19 protein-coding genes are annotated in these 19,526 nt (G+C 62.2%); 10 read left to right on the forward strand and 9 right to left on the reverse strand.

The genetic code is table 11. From position 1 onward, the window contains the following. Nucleotides 1-2: 2 nt before the first annotated feature. The 4 genes from AK829_RS04430 to AK829_RS12905 form a co-directional block, all read right to left on the reverse strand. On the reverse strand, nt 3-377 hold the full coding sequence (locus tag AK829_RS04430) for a hypothetical protein (RefSeq protein ID WP_052204617.1): 375 nt from the start codon (nt 375-377) through the stop codon (nt 3-5). Next, the gene (locus AK829_RS04435) at nt 374-1,228 is read right to left on the reverse strand and encodes a uroporphyrinogen decarboxylase/cobalamine-independent methonine synthase family protein (RefSeq protein WP_052204618.1); all 855 of its coding nucleotides are present in this window, start codon (nt 1,226-1,228) and stop codon (nt 374-376) included. Before AK829_RS04435 ends, AK829_RS04430 begins: the two co-directional genes overlap by 4 nt. Continuing rightward, nucleotides 1,225-2,322, reverse strand: a complete 1,098-nt coding sequence (gene mnmA, locus AK829_RS04440) for a tRNA 2-thiouridine(34) synthase MnmA (RefSeq protein ID WP_052204620.1) — start codon at nt 2,320-2,322, stop codon at nt 1,225-1,227. Before mnmA ends, AK829_RS04435 begins: the two co-directional genes overlap by 4 nt. A gap of 114 nt (nt 2,323-2,436) precedes the next feature. Beyond that, the gene (locus tag AK829_RS12905; protein ID WP_408606278.1) at nt 2,437-2,670 is read right to left on the reverse strand and encodes a hypothetical protein; all 234 of its coding nucleotides are present in this window, start codon (nt 2,668-2,670) and stop codon (nt 2,437-2,439) included. A gap of 39 nt (nt 2,671-2,709) precedes the next feature. Between AK829_RS12905 and AK829_RS04450 the strand changes: the two genes are divergently transcribed. The 8 genes from AK829_RS04450 (at nt 2,710) to AK829_RS04485 (ending at nt 10,239) form a co-directional block, all read left to right on the forward strand. Continuing rightward, nucleotides 2,710-4,656: a heavy metal translocating P-type ATPase gene (locus AK829_RS04450; protein ID WP_052204624.1), complete on the forward strand. Its 1,947-nt coding sequence runs from the start codon at nt 2,710-2,712 to the stop codon at nt 4,654-4,656. Between the two features lie 34 nt (nt 4,657-4,690). Then, entirely contained in the window at nt 4,691-5,005 is a 315-nt protein-coding gene (locus AK829_RS04455) for a metal-sensitive transcriptional regulator (RefSeq protein WP_052206377.1), read from the forward strand. A 100-nt stretch (nt 5,006-5,105) separates the two neighbouring features. Further along, nucleotides 5,106-6,173: a sensor histidine kinase gene (locus AK829_RS04460; RefSeq protein ID WP_198147784.1), complete on the forward strand. Its 1,068-nt coding sequence runs from the start codon at nt 5,106-5,108 to the stop codon at nt 6,171-6,173. After that, a complete protein-coding gene (locus AK829_RS04465; protein WP_052204628.1) occupies nt 6,170-6,850 on the forward strand; it encodes a response regulator in 681 nt (226 codons plus the stop codon). Before AK829_RS04460 ends, AK829_RS04465 begins: the two co-directional genes overlap by 4 nt. A gap of 81 nt (nt 6,851-6,931) precedes the next feature. Further along, complete coding sequence (locus AK829_RS04470; protein WP_052204629.1) at nt 6,932-7,846, forward strand: ABC transporter ATP-binding protein; 915 nt, start codon at nt 6,932-6,934, stop codon at nt 7,844-7,846. Next, nucleotides 7,843-8,589 carry an ABC transporter permease gene (locus AK829_RS04475; protein WP_052204631.1) on the forward strand — a complete coding sequence of 249 codons (747 nt, stop codon included), beginning with the start codon at nt 7,843-7,845 and terminating at the stop codon, nt 8,587-8,589. Before AK829_RS04470 ends, AK829_RS04475 begins: the two co-directional genes overlap by 4 nt. Nucleotides 8,590-8,592: 3 nt before the next feature. Continuing rightward, complete coding sequence (locus AK829_RS04480; RefSeq protein WP_052204634.1) at nt 8,593-9,342, forward strand: ABC transporter permease; 750 nt, start codon at nt 8,593-8,595, stop codon at nt 9,340-9,342. Nucleotides 9,343-9,378: 36 nt separating this feature from the next. Continuing rightward, complete coding sequence (locus AK829_RS04485; RefSeq protein ID WP_052204636.1) at nt 9,379-10,239, forward strand: spermidine synthase; 861 nt, start codon at nt 9,379-9,381, stop codon at nt 10,237-10,239. Here the strand turns inward: AK829_RS04485 and AK829_RS04490 are convergent. The 5 genes from AK829_RS04490 to AK829_RS04510 form a co-directional block, all read right to left on the reverse strand. Then, complete coding sequence (locus AK829_RS04490; protein ID WP_052204638.1) at nt 10,191-11,207, reverse strand: glycoside hydrolase family 25 protein; 1,017 nt, start codon at nt 11,205-11,207, stop codon at nt 10,191-10,193. The two genes, AK829_RS04485 and AK829_RS04490, sit on opposite strands and share 49 nt — an antisense overlap. 67 nt (nt 11,208-11,274) lie before the next feature. Further along, nucleotides 11,275-12,387, reverse strand: coding sequence for a cysteine desulfurase family protein (locus tag AK829_RS04495; RefSeq protein WP_052204641.1), 1,113 nt, complete (start codon nt 12,385-12,387; stop codon nt 11,275-11,277). Nucleotides 12,388-12,417: 30 nt separating this feature from the next. Continuing rightward, entirely contained in the window at nt 12,418-13,554 is a 1,137-nt protein-coding gene (locus AK829_RS04500; protein WP_052204643.1) for a THUMP-like domain-containing protein, read from the reverse strand. Continuing rightward, entirely contained in the window at nt 13,551-14,414 is an 864-nt protein-coding gene (locus AK829_RS04505) for an NUDIX hydrolase (RefSeq protein ID WP_052204645.1), read from the reverse strand. The genes AK829_RS04500 and AK829_RS04505 overlap by 4 nt, the downstream gene beginning before the upstream one ends. Next, the gene (locus AK829_RS04510; protein WP_232305783.1) at nt 14,414-15,244 is read right to left on the reverse strand and encodes an ABC transporter ATP-binding protein; all 831 of its coding nucleotides are present in this window, start codon (nt 15,242-15,244) and stop codon (nt 14,414-14,416) included. The genes AK829_RS04505 and AK829_RS04510 overlap by 1 nt, the downstream gene beginning before the upstream one ends. Nucleotides 15,245-15,319: 75 nt before the next feature. On the opposite strand from AK829_RS04510, the gene AK829_RS04515 reads away from it, so the two are divergent. Together AK829_RS04515 and glgB are read left to right on the forward strand one after the other, a co-directional pair. Then, nucleotides 15,320-17,296: a maltotransferase domain-containing protein gene (locus tag AK829_RS04515; protein ID WP_052204648.1), complete on the forward strand. Its 1,977-nt coding sequence runs from the start codon at nt 15,320-15,322 to the stop codon at nt 17,294-17,296. A gap of 16 nt (nt 17,297-17,312) precedes the next feature. Beyond that, entirely contained in the window at nt 17,313-19,499 is a 2,187-nt protein-coding gene (gene glgB, locus AK829_RS04520) for a 1,4-alpha-glucan branching protein GlgB (protein ID WP_052204650.1), read from the forward strand. Nucleotides 19,500-19,526 lie beyond the last annotated feature (27 nt).

Raw genomic sequence — 19,526 nt, forward strand, 5'->3', positions numbered from 1 at the left:
GGCTAGAGCGCGGCCTGCACCTTTTGGGCGAACGCGCGTAGCCCGTCTGCGTCCCCACCCGATTTCAGGGTGTGGTGCTCCCCTGCCGTGGTTTGCACGACCAAATCACCAGCGTCATTGGTGCTAACGCTCGCAATGGTTTCGCGCGGCAGCTCGATGCCGGGCTTCTTCTGGCCGAGTCGCAGCGTCTGGCCGTCAAAATCCGCCCAGCGCTTATCCGGCATTAACGCGAACACCACGGCGATAATCACGGCAACTGCAACACCTGCCCACAGACGCTCCATGACTATTGCGAGGACGATGAAAAACAGCACCGCCAAGCCCACGGCAAGGGCCCAGTTCACGGATTTCTTTTCCCAGTGAAGTCGTTCATTCATAATTCAACTGTAAGTTCTTCGTGCATTTCGCGCGCGGCGAAGTAGTTTTTCGCGGTCCCTACCAGCGTTTCTGCCGGAGACGCATACACGTCAATCTGGGTTTCAGCGGGGTCAATCTGCAGCTCATCAAACAGGTTGAACAGTTCGCGCGGCTGCATGGTTGGGATGGCGATGCGTGTGCCGCTATCAAGCAGCCGAGCCAACGCGTCCTTTTCTGCACCGCGCGGATCAACCGTTATCCACGGCATCTCCACCAGCGCTGGGGTGTTGAGCAGGTGTTCGCCGAAGCGCTGGAGGGTCTCCTCCGGTTCCGGGATCGCGCGGATCGTGTCAAAATCGGTCGTGCCCTTGAGGCTGCCCGCTATTACCGCTGGCAGTTGCGGCTCATCGAGTTGCAGAACCGTTGCGCCAAAGCGTTGCTCCACATCCGCGCGGTGTTCCTCGCACGCATGCAGCAGCGCCTCAGTCAGGTCCCGAAACGCACCCGGGTCAGTGATCATCCGGTGCCCATTGGGCATTTCTACTAACGACGCCAACGTCAACGGCCCCACCACCTGCACCTTGACCACGTCAACCTTGCCGTGCCAGAGCTCTTCAAGCAGGTCAAGGTCGCGAGCCATTTGGTCTGCGAGCCCGCGCTTGCGTGCCGCCACGCGCCACCCGCGTGGACCCGGGGCAACCGGGATCTCTAGAAGCGCGGCGGTGCGTCCGATTAGGTCAGAGCCGATGCCACGGTCAGGCAGCTGCGGGATGTGCGGCAGCGGTGACTCGGAGAGCACCACATCCGCTGCCTGTACGAGGTCAGTACCGGGCAGTGGTCCAAGCCCGAATGCAGTAGGTGAAAGTGTCATGCCGTTGCGCAGATAGTGCCGGAGCCAAGGACAACGTCGCCTAAGCCGTCTGGGTCAGGGAGGTACAGCACTGCAGCCTGGCCGCGGGCAACGCCCTCGAGCGGGGTGTGCAGGTCAAGGGTCATCGCGTCGCCCTCAATGCGCGCGGTGCACGGCACTACCCCGCCGTGGGCGCGGATCTGCACGTGAGCAGCAAGTTCCTCGCCGCTTGCGGCAGCCTCTGACATCGCCGGGTGCAAAACCTTGAGACGGTCAGCGGTGATCTCGTGCACCTTCAGCGCTTCGCGGGGGCCAACGGTGACAGTTCCTGTGGCTGCATCGACGTCAGTGACGTAGCGGGGTTTGCCGTCCGCCGCGGGCACGCGGATGTTCAGACCCTTGCGCTGACCGATCGTGTACCGAAACGCGCCGTCATGTTCTTTGAGCTCATTGCCGTGCGTATCCTTAATCATCCCTGGGCGCATGCCAATGGAGCGGCCTAGGAAGGCCTGCGTGTTGCCGTCCGGAATGAAGCAGATGTCGTAGGAATCCGGCTTCGACGCAGTAGAGAACCCATGGCGCGCTGCCTCTTCGCGGATCTGTGGCTTCTCGGTGTCGCCCACTGGAAAGATGCAGCGATCCAGCTCATCGCGTGTCAGCACACCAAGGACGTAGGACTGATCCTTTAACGGGTCAGCGGAGCGCCGCAGGTTTCCGTCCTTATCAATAATGGCGTAGTGGCCGGTTGCAATCGCGTCGAAACCAAGCGTGATCGCACGGTCAAGCAGGGCTGCGAACTTGATTTTCTCGTTGCAGCGCAGGCACGGGTTGGGGGTCTCGCCGTTTTCGTAGGACCACACGAAGTTGTCAATGACCTCTTCTTTGAACTTGTCGGAGAAATCCCACACGTAAAACGGAATGCCAAGTTTGTCGCACACGCGGCGAGCGTCGGCGGAATCTTCCAGCGAACAGCAGCCGCGGGCGGACTCGCGCGTCTGCTGCGCGTCTTTGCTCAACGCAAGGTGCACGCCAACAACGTCGTGGCCCGCCTCAACTAGGCGCGCGGCGGCCACTGAGGAGTCCACTCCCCCGCTCATGGCCGCTAATACTCGCATGTCGAGGGAGTGTAGTCCCGCGAGCGCGAAAGGTGAAACGTCAGGCCGTAACGATGAGGACGCATTCTAGACATATACCCCCATGGGGTATTAATGTGGGATGCAGCCGTCGTGCTAGGCCCCCGGCACGGCCGAACCGACCACAACTATGAACTGCAACAAGAGGACAGAACCATGAACGACAGACACGCCCACTCCCACGCCGGACCCGGTGGGCACGCCAGTCATCACGAACACCGCAACCACGAAGGCCATGCCGGTCACAACCACACAGAGCACGCGGGTCACGGAGAACATGGAGGCCATGACCACGCGGGCCACGCAGGCCACGGTGACCACGCGGGCCACGCAGGCCACGTTGCCCAGTTCCGCAGGCTCTTCTGGATCATGCTGGTACTTGCGATCCCGGTCGTCGGATTTAACGAAACCTTCGCCCACCTCATCGGCTACCAGCTGCCTGATGCGGAATGGGTCCGGTGGATCTCACCGCTTTTGGGCACGGTCATTTACTTCTGGGGAGGTCGCCCATTCTTGACGGGTGCTGTCTCCGAGATCCGCTCCCGCAAACCCGGCATGATGCTGCTGATCGCGCTCGCGATCACGGTCGCCTTCGTCTCCTCCTGGGGTGCGAGCCTGAACTTGCTGGACCGCGGGCTGAATTTCTGGTGGGAACTGGCGCTGCTGGTGGTCATCATGCTGCTGGGACACTGGATCGAGATGCGCTCCCTCGCCCAGACCACCTCGGCCCTGGATTCGCTCGCCGCTCTTCTGCCCGACGAGGCCGAGAAGATCGACGGCGACGAAGTTGTGAAGGTCACCCCGGCGGATCTTGAGGTCGGCGATGTCGTGATCGTGCGCCCCGGCGCGTCCGTACCTGCCGACGGCACAATCGTCGACGGCAGCGCCAGCATGGACGAGTCGATGGTCACCGGCGAATCGAAAACGGTGCGCCGCGGTGAAGGAGAGCACGTGGTTGCTGGCACCATCGCGACAGACTCGGGTCTGCGCATCGAGGTCACGGCGACGGGTAGCGACACCGCGTTGGCCGGCATCCAAAAGCTGGTCACCGATGCGCAAGAGTCGTCATCGCGGGCGCAGCGCCTCGCAGACAAGGCTGCTGCCTGGCTGTTCTGGTTCACCCTCGGCGCCGCCATCTTGACCGCTGTGGTCTGGACCGTCTTCGGTGTGCCAAATGAAGCGGTAGTGCGCACTATTACGGTGCTCGTCATCGCCTGCCCTCACGCCCTAGGCCTTGCGATCCCGCTGGTCGTCTCCATTGCAACCGAGCGCGCCGCCCGCGGCGGGGTGCTGATCAAGGATCGGCTCGCACTCGAATCCATGCGCACCGTCGACTCAGTACTGTTTGACAAGACCGGCACCCTCACCAAGGGCGAACCCACCGTCACCGCGATCGACCCCGCCGGTGGGCGTGATAAAGAAGAGGTGCTTGCCCTTGCGGCGGCCGCTGAAGCCGACAGTGAGCACCCGCTAGCCCGCGCGATCACTGGGGCCGCTCAAGCCGGCGATGTAGCCGTCCCGCAGGCCACCGACTTTTCTTCGTCCCCAGCAGTGGGCGTGAAGGCAACGGTTGACGGTGAGGTAATCGAGGTCGGTGGCCCCTACCTGCTTGAGCAGCATTCCGCCGGGGAGCTCCCGGTCGCCGACGAGTGGCGAAAGGAGGGCGCGATCATTCTCCACGTCCTCGCCGACGGCGAAGTGATCGGCGCGCTGCGGCTTGCCGACGAGATCCGCCCCGAGTCCCGCGACGCCGTCGATGCACTGCACACATCGGGTGCTCAAGTCGTCATGATTACCGGCGACGCGCAGGCCGTGGCGAACACCGTAGCGGGCGAATTGGGCATCGATCGGGTCTTCGCCGGTGTGCGGCCGGAGGACAAGGCCACAAAGGTCAAGGAACTGCAGAGCGAGGGACACAAGGTCGCCATGGTCGGCGACGGCGTCAACGACGCACCGGCGCTGGCCCAGGCCGATGTCGGTATCGCGATCGGTGCGGGCACCGACGTGGCCATCGGCTCGGCGGAGGTCATCCTGGCAAGCTCTGATCCGCGATCGGTGCTCTCGGTCATTGAGCTCTCGCGAGAGACCTACCGGAAGATGAAGCAGAACCTCTGGTGGGCGGCCGGTTACAACTTGCTGTCCGTGCCGCTGGCTGCCGGTATCCTCGCTCCAATCGGTTTCGTGATGCCGATGAGCGTCGGTGCGATCCTGATGTCGGCCTCGACCGTCGTCGTGGCTCTGAATGCGCAACTGCTGCGCCGACTCGACCTCACCCCACAGAGCAGCACCGACCGGATACTTAACCGGTCCAAGTGACCCAACACCGTCCACACCATCCAGGAGACCGATGATGAACACCCCCACCCCCGCTTCCGGGAACTCAGCCAACCACGGCTACATCAGCGAAAAAGACCGCTATCTCGCTCGTCTCAAGCGTATCGAGGGGCAGACCCGCGGTATTCACCGCATGATCGACGAAAACGCCTACTGCATTGACATTCTCACCCAGATCAGTGCGGTCAACGCGGCGCTGAAGAGCGTAGCACTGGGTTTGCTGGACGATCACTTGGAGCACTGCGTTGCCAATGCCATCAAAGGCGGGCAGGAAGCCGAGGACAAGATCAAAGAGGCGTCCGCAGCTATCGCGCGGCTGGTGAAGTCCTAAGCGTCATACCGCAGTACGACGCGGCTGCCCGCGGCGGCAAGTAGCGTGGACGGCCATGAACTTATCCACTCCCCGCGCAGTGCGGATCCACAATGCGGGCATGGCAGCGTTCATGCTGGTCACCTGCCTAGTTGGGCTGCTGCCGGATTCGCGGCAGTTGGTCGTCGGGCTCACACTGCTGGCCTGCGCCGTTGCGGCCCCGTTTACCCGCTGGCGCTGGCCGCTGGAAACGTTCGCTGCGATCCTTGCGGTGCTCATTCCCGCGGCGTTCTGCAACTCACTCCCCGTCGGCACAATCGCCGTGGCGCCGTTCGCCGCCTACATCGCCAGGCGCCACCTGCCCGCCCCGCACCGCGATATCGCCACGGGTGCACTGCTGCTTGGCGACGCCGCAGCCACCGCGTTCGTCATCCCCGCGCTCACCGCGCTCGAGCCTGCCGAGCGACTCCCCTACGTCTTCTGGAGCATCATTCTGCTCACTGTGGCGTTACTTTTCGGTGAGCTTCGCCGCCGCGCTGAAGAGAGCGCGGAGCAAGAGCTGGCGCGCCAGCGTGCGGAGATCGAACGCGAGGCCCAAGAACAGCGTGCCCACCTAGCCCGAGAAGTTCACGACATTGTCACCCATTCGCTGACCGTCATCGTCGCACAGGCCGACGGCGCACGCTTCAGCGACGGAACTCTCGAAACGAAAGACACCGCATTGCGCACCATTGCCAGTGTTGGTCGAGACTCACTTCGGCAGATGCGCGGTGTTGTCGAGTTACTGCGCAATACCGGTCCACGTCCGGTGGAACCGTTGGCGGAATTGGACATTGACAGGCTCGTTGCCACGTGCCGCGCCGGCGGGCTTCAGGTGGACTACACCGTCAAGGGCACCCCACCCAAGGATTTAGCCCCAGTCACAGCGCTAACCGTCCAGCGCATCGTCCAAGAATCGCTCACCAACGCGATGAAACACGGCACTGGCAGCGCCAACTTAACCGTGAGCTGGGGCGACGACGTCAAGGTCTTGGTAAGCAATCCCGTCGCACCCGGCGCGGTGTCTCAGCCGGGCCACGGTGTCGAGGGGATGAAACAGCGTGCGTCGCTTGTCGGCGGCAACGTCACCACTTCCCTTGGCGCAACCGGCACTTGGGCTACTGAAGCAAGGATCCCACTTCATCCATGATCACTCTCGGACTCGTAGACGACCAGGCGCTTTTCCTCCACGGCATCCGCAGCGTCATCGACTCGCAGCAGGATATACAGGTGCGTTGGCTTGCTGGCAACGGTAAGGAGGCGGTTCAGGCATGCAGTAATGAAGCGGTGGACATCGTCCTCATGGACGTGCAGATGCCTGTGTTGGACGGCATCGCTGCGACGAGGCAGGTTGTAGCAACACATCCGGCGACCAAGGTGATCATCCTGACCACGTTTGATGACGAAGCCTATGTGCTTGGCGGCCTTGGCGCCGGTGCCAGCGGTTTCCTGCTCAAGGATGCTGAAGCAGAGACCTTGCTCGACGCCATCCGCACTGTGGCACATGGTGATGCGGTGATCTCGCCGCGTGCGACGAACCGGGTCGTAGCAAAACTGCATGCTCCGGATGAGGAAACAGTTTCCCTGTCCCCTGCCGACAGGCTAGCGCTCACGGACCTGACCGAGCGCGAGCGCGAAGTACTCGTGGCAATCGGCCGCGGGTGGTCTAACACGGAGATTGCCGAGCGGATGTTTATCTCCATGCCAACAGTGAAGACCCACGTGGGCCGCGTGCTAGCCAAGACACAGTCGCGCGATCGGGTCCACGCAGCGCTTTTCGCCTACCGCACCGGGCTAGTCTCGCGCGCGGACCTGTTGGATTCCTGACGCGTCATACCCCGGTATCACAGCAAATATCGTGCCGTACGCCGACGCGCTCACCCCCTGTCGGGCGTGAAAGTGGGGTGTATGGAAACACCGATCATTCAGACCCACGGTCTGACCAAAACCTACGGACGCACAGATGTGGTCCACAACCTGGACCTCAAGGTCGTGCCCGGCGTGGTCCACGGCTTGCTCGGCCCAAACGGCTCCGGCAAGTCCACCACGATGAAGATGCTGCTCGGCCTCATCGCCCCAACGCGCGGAGATATCAGCGTGCTCGGCCAGCCCATGACGCGGGCGAACCGCGCACAGGTGTTATCGAGTGTTGGCTCGCTCATCGAAGCTCCGGCCGCATACCCACACCTCACCGGTGGTGAAAACATGCGCATTGTCACGCGTCTGCTCGGCGCCGATCCCGATGCGGTACGCCGCGCGGTGTCGCTGGTGCGGCTCGACGGCCAGATGGACAAGTTGGTGAAAAACTATTCGCTCGGCATGAAGCAGCGCCTGGGGATTGCGATGGCACTTGCTCGCGACCCACAGTTGCTCATTCTGGACGAACCCACTAACGGCCTCGACCCCGCAGGCATCGAGGAGATCCGCGAACTGATCATCAGCCTCGCCCGCGATCAGGGCCGAACGGTCCTGGTGTCGAGCCACCTGTTGTCTGAGATTGAAAAGATGGCGACTGACTTGACCATTATCAACCACGGTCGGCTCGTTTTCCAGGGATCGCAAGAGGAGCTTTACAGCGCGCAACTGCCGGATGTGTTCATCCAGACGCCTGACGCTGCTAGCGCCGCCGAAGTGCTGAAGGGACTCCACCCTGTTCGAGTAGCAGGGGGTGTGGAGCTTGCCGGTCTTGACGACGCCCACGTCGCCGACACCATCGCCCTCCTCGTAGCACACGGCGTGCCCTTGCATCAGGTACTGCGTAAGCGACGCAGCCTCGAAGACATCTTTATCGGTCTGACTGGCGAGGAGGTGGCAGACGCATGATGGTGGAGTTTGCCAAACTCAGACGCACCAAAATCGTGTGGCTGAGTCTGCTGATGACGGTTGGCATTGTCCTATTCGCCAACATGAGTCTCTTCGCAGGCGACACCGCTGTCGCATTCCAAACCAATCCAGATACCGCATGGGCGGGACATCTCATCTGGTTCGCCATGGCGCTCGCGTTTCTCTCTCCGTTGCAGGTATCACTGGTGGCCAGTCGCATCGTCGATGTGGAGCACATCAGCGGCGGGTGGCGTCTCAACGCCATCGCAGGAAGTCGGCCTGGGGCGCTGCTGGTGAAGAAGTACGGCGTCGCGGCTGTGGTCGTAGTCGTCGCAAAGGTTGTTGAGTTTGCTGCAACCGTCGCGCTGCCTGTCGCGATGGGCGCACCCGCACCGCGCGAAGACATGTCGGAGATATGGCTGCGCTTCGGCCTCGGCGTCGCGGGCACCACGCTTGCCCTCCTTGCGGTGATGCTGTTGCTGGCCGCGCTCGTTGAATCCCAACTTGTGGTGCTCGCAGTCGGTGTCGTCGGCGGATTCCTCGGCATCGCATCGTTGCTCTCTCCTCCGTGGCTGGCCGCGCTCAACCCTTTCGGGTACTTCGCTGTGATCCTTCCGTTCGGCTTCACCGAGACCGGGGTCACTCCGACGCAGCCCAGCTGGTTGCTATGGGCCGGCTACCTCGTCCTTGCGGCGGCAATCTTTGTCGCTGGCACCAAGGCCTTCGACCGAAAGGAGATCTAGACCATGGATCTGATCCGAAACGATCTGCTCAAGCTCCGACGCTCCCACGTCTGGGCGGTCACGCTCCTCGTCCCCATAACCGCAGTTGCGATCGGCGCCGGCAACTACGCCGCGAACACCGGCACCCTGACCGCCGGTTGGGGTAGCTACTTCTCCCAGGTCATGCTGTTTTATGGGTTGCTGTTCTGTACCGCTGGCATCGCGATCCTCGCCGCAGCCGCCTGGCGGGTCGAGCACCGCGGGCACAACTGGCTCACCATGCTGACATCGACGCGATCGGTGGGCGCCCTGGTGGCGTCGAAAATCGCCGCGATCACGGTCGCTGTCACGGCGATGCACGCGATCCTCATCGGTCTGACGCTTGCAGTTGGTTGGGCGTTGCAAATTCCTGGTGCAGTGCCAGGCGAACTCCTCGTCGCAGCATTATTGGCTCTAGCCCCGGCCGTCGCTGTGGCCTCTTGGCAGTCACTGTTATCCATGATCATCCGTAGCTTTGCCGCTCCCATCAGTCTTGCGGTAGTAGCAAGTCTCGTATCATTCGGTGCGCTCGCCGCCGGAGTACCTGGTGTGCGGTTCATTGTGGCTCCCGCGTTGTTGTCGCAAACGCTGTGGTTGGGCAGTTCCGCTGTCGCTGCGGCGGGGGCACTCGATGCTGCGACCATCGTGAGCGTCCTCGTGGCTTCCGCGGCGCTGACTGTAGCCGGATGGGCGGCGGCAGTGGCCTACCTGCGGGGCACGGACGCGCGCCTCTAGCCAACGGACTCAGGCTGACGGGTACGCTGACCAGCCATGGCTGCAAAAAGCGAGTTTTATGAAATCGACACCGGCGTCGCCGAGGTTTTGCACGAGCCAGACGGCTCCATGGTACTGCTGGTCAATGGCGTGCCAAGCTCGCACATCGTCCCAGGTGATCCGGAGCGCCTGGATTTTGAGTACATGCGCTGGATCGCAGACTTTTTAGATAGCGCCTACCCGGATGCAGACAAGCCGAAGGCACGCCTGACTCACCTCGGCGGTGCGGCCTGCACGATGCCGCGCTACTTCGCCAGCAAATGGAAAGGATCACGCAACACGGTTGTGGAGATCGACGCTGAGCTAGCGATCCTGGCCCGTGAGCTGTTCGACATCCCGCGTGCGCCGGCGGTGAAGATCCGTGTTGGGGACGCTCGCGAAGTCACCGACACGTTCAAGCCAGAAACCCGCGACGTGATTATCCGTGACGTGTTCTCGTCCGCCACCACCCCGCGCAGTCTGACGACGGTGGAGTTTTATGAAAACGTCAGGGCGTCGACAAGCAACAGCGGCCTTTATGTTGCCAACTGTGGCTCGCATGCAGACCTCAAGGAGGCCAAGGAGGAGCTAGCGGGCATGTGCGAGGTGTTCCCGCATGTGGCGGCGATTGCGGATCCTCCGATGCTGAAAGGCAGGCGCTACGGCAACATTGTGCTCATTGGCGCTAACCAGCCGATTGAGGCAAGCCCGCAGCTGACCCGCAACCTGCTCATGGGTGCGGTGCCCGCCCAGTTCAAGGGTGAGGCGTGGTGCCGTGCCTTGGCAACGACGCCGCGCCACGACTCCCCTACTGCCCCCCCGCCGAGTAGTTACTTCGCTGCGTTGTCCAGAAGAATCAGCAGGTCACCGATCTGGTAGCGGCCAGCAACCATGTTCTTAAGATCCTCTACCGGCAGCTCGCCTGTGGTTGCCAGGCGCTGTACCAAGTTGGCGATATTGCGGGCATCGGCATCACTAAAGCCAGCGAGGTCGACGGCCTTCGTCAGCTCACCCAGGCCGACGGCGCCTGCAGCAAGTGCCAGAATCGCCAACACCAGCGCAGTGTTGTCTTGCTCCAGCACCTTGAGCTCACCAGATTCTGCGACCTGGAAACGTTCCAGCACGCCGCCGCCTGCGCGCGTGTTGCCAGCCGCAAACTGGTGGAACTGGCCAGTGTTGCCGTTGTACAGGTTCATGTCCACTGGCGTGGAAATACCCAGCACGCGGCCGGATTCACTGCGCTGCCAAAAACTCAACTTGTCCCAGCCACCCACCGGGCGCGGCGGACGGTTCTGGTAGGCAGCCAGCCACAGCGGGTAGTTGGTAAAGGCGTTGGTGTTGTCCATGTGTTCGTACCAGAAGTAGCGGTACGTGTAGATCATGGGCGTCTTGCCGGTCAGGCGTTGCACCTCGCCGAGGAAGAGCTGCGTCCATGCGGTCAGCTGCAGCGCGCTTTTGCCTTCAGCCACCTCAAGGTCAAGCACCGGCGGCAACTGGGTTGCAGGGCCTTCGTTGATCACGGAGGCGAAGTAGCGGGCTTGTGCCAGCGCATCGCCAGCCGGGCGCGCGTAGTGGTAGGCGCCAACGCGCATACCTGCATCGGCTGCGGCGCGAGCATCCTCGTCGTAGAAGGTGTTCTTCCAGTCGGAGCCTTCAGTGGCCTTTACAAAGGCGAACTGCTGCATGCCTGGGCCGGAAACCTGCTTCCAGTCAATTGCCTGGCCGCCCGGTCGCTGGTGCCCAGCAACGTCAACGCCAGAGATCAGCCCAGGAAAAGACTGGGCAATCGCAGGCAGGGGTGCAAAAGTCAGGGCGGCAGCGGTTAAGGCAGCAACAAGTCGACGCATGCGCGCGACTTTATCACACTAGTCACACCAGTCACACGTACAACACGGGTTACGTTCGACGCACCTGTTACACCAGTCGTGCGCGCTCCACCACGTCCGGCAGCAGCGCCTTGATGGTCTCAATATCCTCGGCAGTTGTGGTCCTGCCAAACGTGATGCGCAGCGCACCCATGCCTTCTTCCGGGCCAATGCCCATAGCTTCCAACACGCCGCTTAAGCGGATCACACCCGCCGAGCACGCGGAGCCGGCAGAAACTTCAACGCCTTGCTGATCAAGCAGCATGATCATGGCGTCTGCATTCGCACCCGGGAACATGAAGTGGGCGTGCCCCGGCAGCGCTGGTTCCTGCGTGGTCATCACCGCATTCGGGATGGTAGCGAGAATGAACTTCGCAAGGTGATCACGCAGCTGCCGCACCCGTGCGGTTTCCGCCTCCATCTCCCCGACCGCCTCTGCAAGTGCCGCAGCCGTCGCCGCCGCCGAGGCCACATCCACCGTGCCGGATCGGATGCCTCGCTCCTGGCCGCCGCCGACGATCACCGGCTGCGGCGCCGGCGAACGCTGAGCCAACAACAAGCCAGTGCCGCGCGGGCCGCCAAACTTGTGGGCACTTGCGGCAAGCGTGGTGGCACCAAGCGCATGGAAATCAACCGGAATACGCCCCACTGCCTGCACCGCGTCAACATGCAAGGGCGTGCCAACTGCCTGGGCACGACGGGCTGCTTCCTCGACCGGCTGCACCGCACCTGTTTCATTATTAGCCCACATCAACGTGGCAACTGCCGCGGGCGTATCCAGGGCGGAAAGATCAGTAACGTGACCGTCGCGGCCCACGCTAAGCCAGTCCACCTTCGCACCCGTACGCTCAAGAGCGTGCACACTCTCCAGTACCGCGGGGTGCTCGATCGTGCTGGCCACCACACGGTCTAGCTCACTTGCCGCGTACAGCCCGCGCACCGCAATGTTGTCGGCTTCTGTACCCGAGCCGGTGAAGATGACTTCCACCGGGTCCGCCCCGAGTAGCTGCGCGATCTGCTCGCGTGCCTCCTGCAGCACCGCATTCGCTTTGCGTCCGGATGCATATTGGCTTGCCGGGTTTACCGCACCCGCATGTTTCGCAAGCGCCTCAATGGCACAGGCACGCATAGGAGTAGTTGCCGCGTGGTCAAGATACGTCATAGGGCTCTAACTTACGCGCCCTGCCCACACTTACGCGGTTTCGCGTGCGGTGCAGATATGAGCCACCGCGGCGTCCCCGATCCTCGCAATGACTACAGCCATCTGCGTCTTACCCCGCAGCTTCAACTTGCCACGCAGCTGGTCTGGGTCAACGTCCACGCCGCGCACCAGGATCTCCACCGAACCCGCGCCGTGGCTAGCCAGGGCAGCTTTCAGCTTCTTCAACGGCACCGCTTCGAGGAAACGGAAACCGCTGTAGCCCGCCGGAATGGCCTCACCGGTACAAAACGCGATGTGCTCATCCAGCATCCACAACCCGTGACGCGCAGCCCAGTGAGCAACCAGCCCGGCGCGCACGATCGCTCCGTCTGGCTCGATGATGAAGGTTCCGGGAGCATCGGCGACAACGTCCTCGGGTTCTTCCGAGGTCACGCGTTCTTCGAAGTCACCGCGCAGCACGACGGCTTCACGGCCGCCTCCGAAGTCTGCTGAGTACAGGCATGCTTCCTTTACCCCGCCGTCTACGGAGACAACGCTAACGAGCCCCTCCCACTGCGAGTAGTCGATGCCGGGTGCGCATTTCACGGCTAGCGGTCTGCCTCGGTAGGCGTCCACCAAGTCCGGCAGGGGTGGCATGAGTTTGGCGGGGTCGGTGATGCGCCGGCCGTCGGCACGTCTGGCGGGGTCGGCGACAACCACGCCGTCGCTTGTCACCGGGTGTAACGCGTCAGCGCGCGCCAACCACGCACGCTCGCCTAGGTTCTCGCGCGCCATGGCAAGGCGCACCATATCCAGGTCTGAACCGATCCACTGCACGCCAGCTTCCGCAAACGCCGGCGCTTCCGAGCCGATCGAGCATGTCACGTCGTGCACCAGCCCATAGCCTGCCGCAGCAATGCGCCTGGCGCGGACATCCGCCACTGCCCGCGGGGTGGCCTGTTGCGCCGCATCGGCGTCAGTCAGCCAGTCTCCCGGAAACTTGCCGGCACCCATGCGTTGCGACGCCACGAGTTCACTCACCGCCCGCGCACCTTCACCAAACTCACGCTCAAGCAGCGCACGGTCAGCGAAGATGGACTTCTTCGTCAGCGCAAGCTGTCCTGCGAGCTCCTGGATGCGGGGGCGGTTGGTGGCAAGCAGCGCAACGTCGTCAAGCGAAAAGCTCATAGCTTGCGACCAATGCGATCCTGCGGTGCACGGTAGAAGTACTCCTCCATGCGGGGGTCATCGACCGGGTCACCTACAACGGGGGTAATCGTGCGGTGCTTGGCTGCTTCAATAATCTCCGCGACCGAATCGTAGGAGGTGAGCTCCATGATCTGCATCCACGTCGGTGGAGCGAAGCGGACAAGGCCTGCGCGCCAGCCGTCCATCAGCAGAGAGGGCGAGAACCAATTCGCGTCATCCGCCTCATCTGTCTCAGCATCCGGCTCTTGGCCCTCGGGGTTGGCGGCAAGGAAGCTGAACGTATCAAACCACATGCCGCTTTCAGAGTTACCCACCCAGCGGGCAAAGGGATGCAACAAGTCACCGCATACCGCAAGCTTGTTCTTTTGCAGCACATCCGTGAGCGAAAGCTCATGCGTTTCAAGCGTCATTCGCTGATCGTGGTACGTGCGGGCATCCGAGAGCACCTCGCCTGTGCCATCCACGGCTAGGAAAATACCGGTCTCCTCAAACAGCTCACGCACTGCCGCAAACAGAATCGCACGCGCCTTGTACTTAGTCACCCCCAACTGGCGAGCGAGCGAAATGGCACTACGGCCCTGCCACAGCTCACCGTCATCCCAGGAACGCCCCGGGAAATCGCGAGTGTCAACGCCGCCGCCCGGAAACACCGTCAACCCCGGGTAGTTCAGCATGGACAGCACGCGCTCTTGCACCCACACCTTCATCCCGTCAGCGTCATCGCGCAGCAAGATCACGGTTGCAGACAGGCGCGCGCCGCCGTAGCCGGTGGTGTCAGTGACATCAATTGCGTCACCTTTATCCGCCGACACGGCACCAGTCGTGCGCGCCTTATCCATCACTTGCGGTGCGCCCCACCCCTGGCCTTGCGTGCACGGCGCGCAGCAAAACGGCCATCCTCATACGTAACCTCAATCGGCTGGTGGTACGCCTTGGTCACGTTCTCACTGGTCAACACGTCCTCAATGAGGCCCTGTGCCACCACATCGCCCTCATCCAACAGCATGGCGTGAGTAAACCCATACGGGATCTCCTCAAGGTGGTGGGTGATCATCACAATCGCCGGGGCGTCCGGGTCAAGCGCCAGATCCCCCAGGTACGCAATCAGATCCTCACGGCCACCCAAGTCCATGCCGGCCGCTGGCTCGTCCATGATCAAAAGCTCTGGGTTCGTCATCACGGCGCGCGCGATCAACACACGCTTCTTCTCACCGTCAGACAACGTGCCCCAGGTGCGATCAATCAGGTGCATGGCGCCAACCTGCTCAAGCACCTCCACAGCCTGGTCATAATCCTGCTCGTCATATTCCTCACGCCAACGCCCCATAATGGCGTAGCCTGCGGAAACAACCAGATCCCCCACCTTCTCCTGATCCGGTACGCGCTTGGCAATAGCCGAAGACGTCAGGCCGATCGCGGCGCGCAGGTCACGCATGTCGGTCTTGCCCAGCTGCTCACCCAACACAAAGGCGGTGCCGGAAGACGGGAACTCTTGTGCCGATGCCATCCGGATCAGCGTGGTCTTGCCAGCGCCGTTGGGGCCGATAATCACCCAGCGTTCGTCCAGCTCAACCTGCCAATCCACAGGGCCGACAAGGGTATTGCCGCCGCGCACAAATGTCACATCGCGGAAATCTATAAGCAGGTCAGGATCCGTTGTCTGATTCACCCCTCCTATTGTGGACTAAAATTCGCTCCAAGTGTGGGAAGTCGAAACGCTGCGTGGCGACTACGCTTGAAAAGTATGGTTGCTCGCTTTGGAATAGATGACGTCCGCCCCCAAGTCTCCGGCCGCACCCTGCCCGCGAAAGCGGTAGTCGGCGAAGTTGTCCCGGTCTCCGCGCTGGTGTGGCGCGAAGGCCACGATGCAGTCGGCGCCACACTGCAGGTAACCTCCCCCAGCGGGGCGGAGTACGCCATTGCCATGCAGCCCGAGGCATATCGCCCGGACTACGTGCACGCAGTCTTCGTTCCGGATGAGCAGGGTTTGTGGCGCTTCCGGGTCGACGCATGGAGCGACGTGCTTGCCACCTGGCGCAACGCCGCCTCCAAGAAGCTTGCCGCGGGCCAAACCGCCGAAGAGATGGCCAATGACCTCGCCCACGGTGCAGCTCTGTTTAAGGCTGCAGGTAAGAAGCGTTTGAGCACGCTGCTTGTGGACGACACGGTGCCACTCGCCGACCGCGTCAACGAGGCTGTACACGCCGAGGTAGAACCACTGCGTGAGCTGCTCTCGCATGGACCTATTTGTGATGTGTACGTTGAGCGTCGGCAAGCTTTGGTGAACTCCTGGTACGAGCTGTTCCCGCGCTCCACCGGCGGGGTGGATGCCAAGGGCAACCCGGTGCATGGCACCTGGGCAACAACCGCCAAGGCACTCGACCGTGTTGCCGCAATGGGCTTTGACACCGTGTACTTCCCACCAATTCACCCGATCGGTGAAGTCAACCGTAAAGGCCGCAACAACACCCTGACCCCGGAGCCGGGCGACGTTGGCTCCCCGTGGGCAATTGGATCTGCCGCAGGCGGCCACGACACCTTCCATCCGGAGCTTGGCGGCGAAGAGGAATTCCTGGACATGATGGACCACGCCGACGAGCTCGGCCTGGAAATCGCCCTGGACCTGGCACTGCAGGCCGCACCCGATCACCCGTGGGCCAAAGACCACCCGGAGTTTTTCACGGTGCTTGCAGACGGCACGATTGCATACGCGGAAAACCCGCCGAAGAAGTACCAGGACATCTACCCCATCAACTTTGATAATGACCCGGAGAAGATCTACGCGGAGATCTACCGCGTAGTCATGTACTGGGTCAACCTGGGCATTACCACCTTCCGCGTGGACAACCCGCACACCAAGCCAGTGAACTTCTGGCACTGGCTGATTACCAAGGTGCACGAAACGGACCCGGACGTGATCTTCCTGGCGGAAGCCTTTACCCGCCCGCCGCGCATGTACGGCCTGTCCAAGGCTGGGTTTAGCCAGTCCTACACCCACTTCACGTGGAAGACCAGCAAGGCTGATCTGACCGATTTTGGGCAGTTGCTTATCGACGTTGCGGATATCTCCCGCCCCAACCTCTTTGTGAATACGCCGGACATTTTGCACGAATCCCTGCAAAAGGGTGGCCCGGCAATGTTCGCGCTTCGCGCTACTTTGGCCGCAACGATGAGCCCGCTGTGGGGCGTGTACTCCGGCTATGAGCTCTACGAGCACGAGCCGGTCCATGAGGGCAGTGAAGAATACTTGGATAGCGAGAAGTACCAGCTGCGCCCCCGCGATTTTGAGGCGGCACTTGCCCGCGGCGAATCACTTGAGCCCTACATCACCATGCTCAACCGCATCCGCCGCGAGAACCCGGCGCTGCAGCAGCTGCGCAACCTGCACTTCCACGACATCTCTAATGACCAGCTCATCGCGTACTCAAAGGTGGATGCGATCACCGGCAACGCGGTGCTAGTAGTGGTCAACCTGGATCCCTACTACACCCAGGACGGCATACTGCGTCTCAACCTTTCAGAGATCGGCATCAACCCTGGTGAGTCTTTCGAGGTCACCGACCAGATCACCGGCGCAACGTATACCTGGGGTGCAGAAAACTACGTGCGCCTTGCCCCGCAGCAAAATGTTGCGCATATCTTCGTGCTGCCAAATATTTCATCTGAACGCAGGCCGGGTACAGCGTATCGTCGCATATCTGACCACGACTACCGTCCGTAACTTCTAAGGAGCCCACATGAACAACGTTGCAATCGACCAGGCCGACTATGGCCGGCTCCTGAGCTGCACCCACCACGCACCACACGACATCTACGGGTGGCACCCACTCGGTGACGCCTCCATCGTGCGCACTCGCCAGATCGGCGCGGAACGCGTAGAACTACTTGTCCACGGCGATGCTTTGGAAATGGAAGCCGTTGGAGATGACTTCTGGGTCGCCCCGTTGGAAGACGACCTGTCGCCCGACTACCGCTTCCGCATCACCTACCCAGGGTTGGAACCGAAGATCGTCGCGGATCCGTATCACTTCCTGCCCACGCTTGGTGAGCTGGACCAGCACCTGATCTCAGAAGGCCGCCACGAGCGTCTGTGGGAGGTCCTCGGCGCCAACGTGCGCAGCTACACCACCTCCCTTGGAGAGGTCACCGGCACCTCCTTTGCCGTCTGGGCACCCAACGCCAAGGGCGTGGCCGTCATCGGTGATTTCTGCGGGTGGAACCCCAGCCAGTACCCGATGCGCTCTCTGGGCTCTACGGGTGTGTGGGAGATCTTCATCCCCGGCATTGAGCCTGGCACACAGTACAAGTTTGCTATTCACACTGCCGACGGCACACGTATTGACAAAGCCGACCCAATGGCCAAGCAGACGCTGTGCCCACCAGAGACGGTCTCCGTAGTCGCCGCGCCAAGCACCTACGAGTGGAGCGACGAGGAGTGGATGCAGGCACGCGCCGGCCTCGACGCCACCAATGCCGCCATGAGCATCTACGAATGCCACATCGGCTCCTGGAAGGAGGGCGCGAACTTCACCACCATGCGCGAAGAGCTCGTTCCCTACCTTGTAGACAACGGCTTTACGCACGTGGAGTTTCTGCCCGTTGCGGAGCACCCCTTCGGTGGCTCCTGGGGGTATCAGGTCACCGGCTACTACGCACCGACTGCACGCTGGGGCACCCCGGATGAGTTCCGCGCCCTGGTAGATACACTACACGCCAACGGCATCGGCGTGATTGTGGACTGGGTACCCGCCCACTTCCCCAAGGATGCGTGGGCGCTTGCGCGTTTCGACGGCACCGCCCTCTACGAACACCCCGACTGGCGCCGCGGCGAACAAAAAGACTGGGGCACCTACGTGTTCAACTTCGGCCGCAACGAGGTACGCAACTTCCTCGTGGCCAACGCCTTGTACTGGTGCGAGGAGTTCCACCTCGACGGCCTGCGTGTGGACGCTGTGGCATCGATGCTCTACCTCGACTACTCCCGCGAGCCCGGCGAGTGGCTGCCGAATGCTGACGGCAGCCGCGAGAACTGGGAGGCCGTCCAGTTCCTGCAGGAAACCAACGCCACGGTGCACCGCAACTTCCCAGGCGTGCTCACCATCGCGGAGGAATCCACCGCGTGGCCGGGTGTGACCGCCCAGACCGACGCAGACGGCCTCGGCTTTTCCTGCAAGTGGAACATGGGCTGGATGAACGACACGTTGGAGTACTTCTCCCTCGACCCCGTCCACCGCTCTTACCACCACAACGAGCTCACGTTCTCCCTGGTCTACGCGTTCAGCGAGAAGTACGTCCTGCCGTTTAGCCACGACGAAGTGGTCCACGGCAAGGGCTCCCTGTGGCAGCGCATGCCTGGCGACGACTGGAACAAAGCCGCCGGCCTTCGCGCCCTCTACGGCTACATGTTCTCGCACCCCGGCAAGCAACTGCTGTTCATGGGCTGCGAGTGGGGCCAGACCACCGAGTGGGACGAAGCGCACTCCGTGAACTGGGACAACCTTGATAACGGTTGGGGCCACGAATACCACCGCGGCATCCACCGTCTGGTGCGTGACCTGAACTTTGTCTACCGCGACAACCCTGCACTGTTTAGCCAGGACAACACTCCCATGGGATTCCAGTGGCTTAAGAGTGATGACGCCGCGCATAACCTCCTCGCCTACACCCGCTGGGGCGCCGACGGCCAGCCAATCGTCGCCGTGATCAACTTGAGCGGCAGCACCCACCAGGGCTACCGCCTTGGCCTTCCCCAGGGTGGCGAGTGGGAGCGCATCATCAACACTGATGACGCTGTCTACGGCGGTGCCGGCAACCACCTCCCGGATGTGGTTTCCGCCGAGGCAGTCAGCTGGGACGGCTTCGATCAATCCGTGGCGCTGACCCTGCCCGCGATGAGCGCGCAGTGGTACAAGCTGCGCCGCTGACCTACGGAAACCTCGTGCCGGGCGAAC

The sequence above is a fragment of the Corynebacterium riegelii genome (genome assembly GCF_001263755.1).
Classification (GTDB): domain Bacteria; phylum Actinomycetota; class Actinomycetes; order Mycobacteriales; family Mycobacteriaceae; genus Corynebacterium; species Corynebacterium riegelii.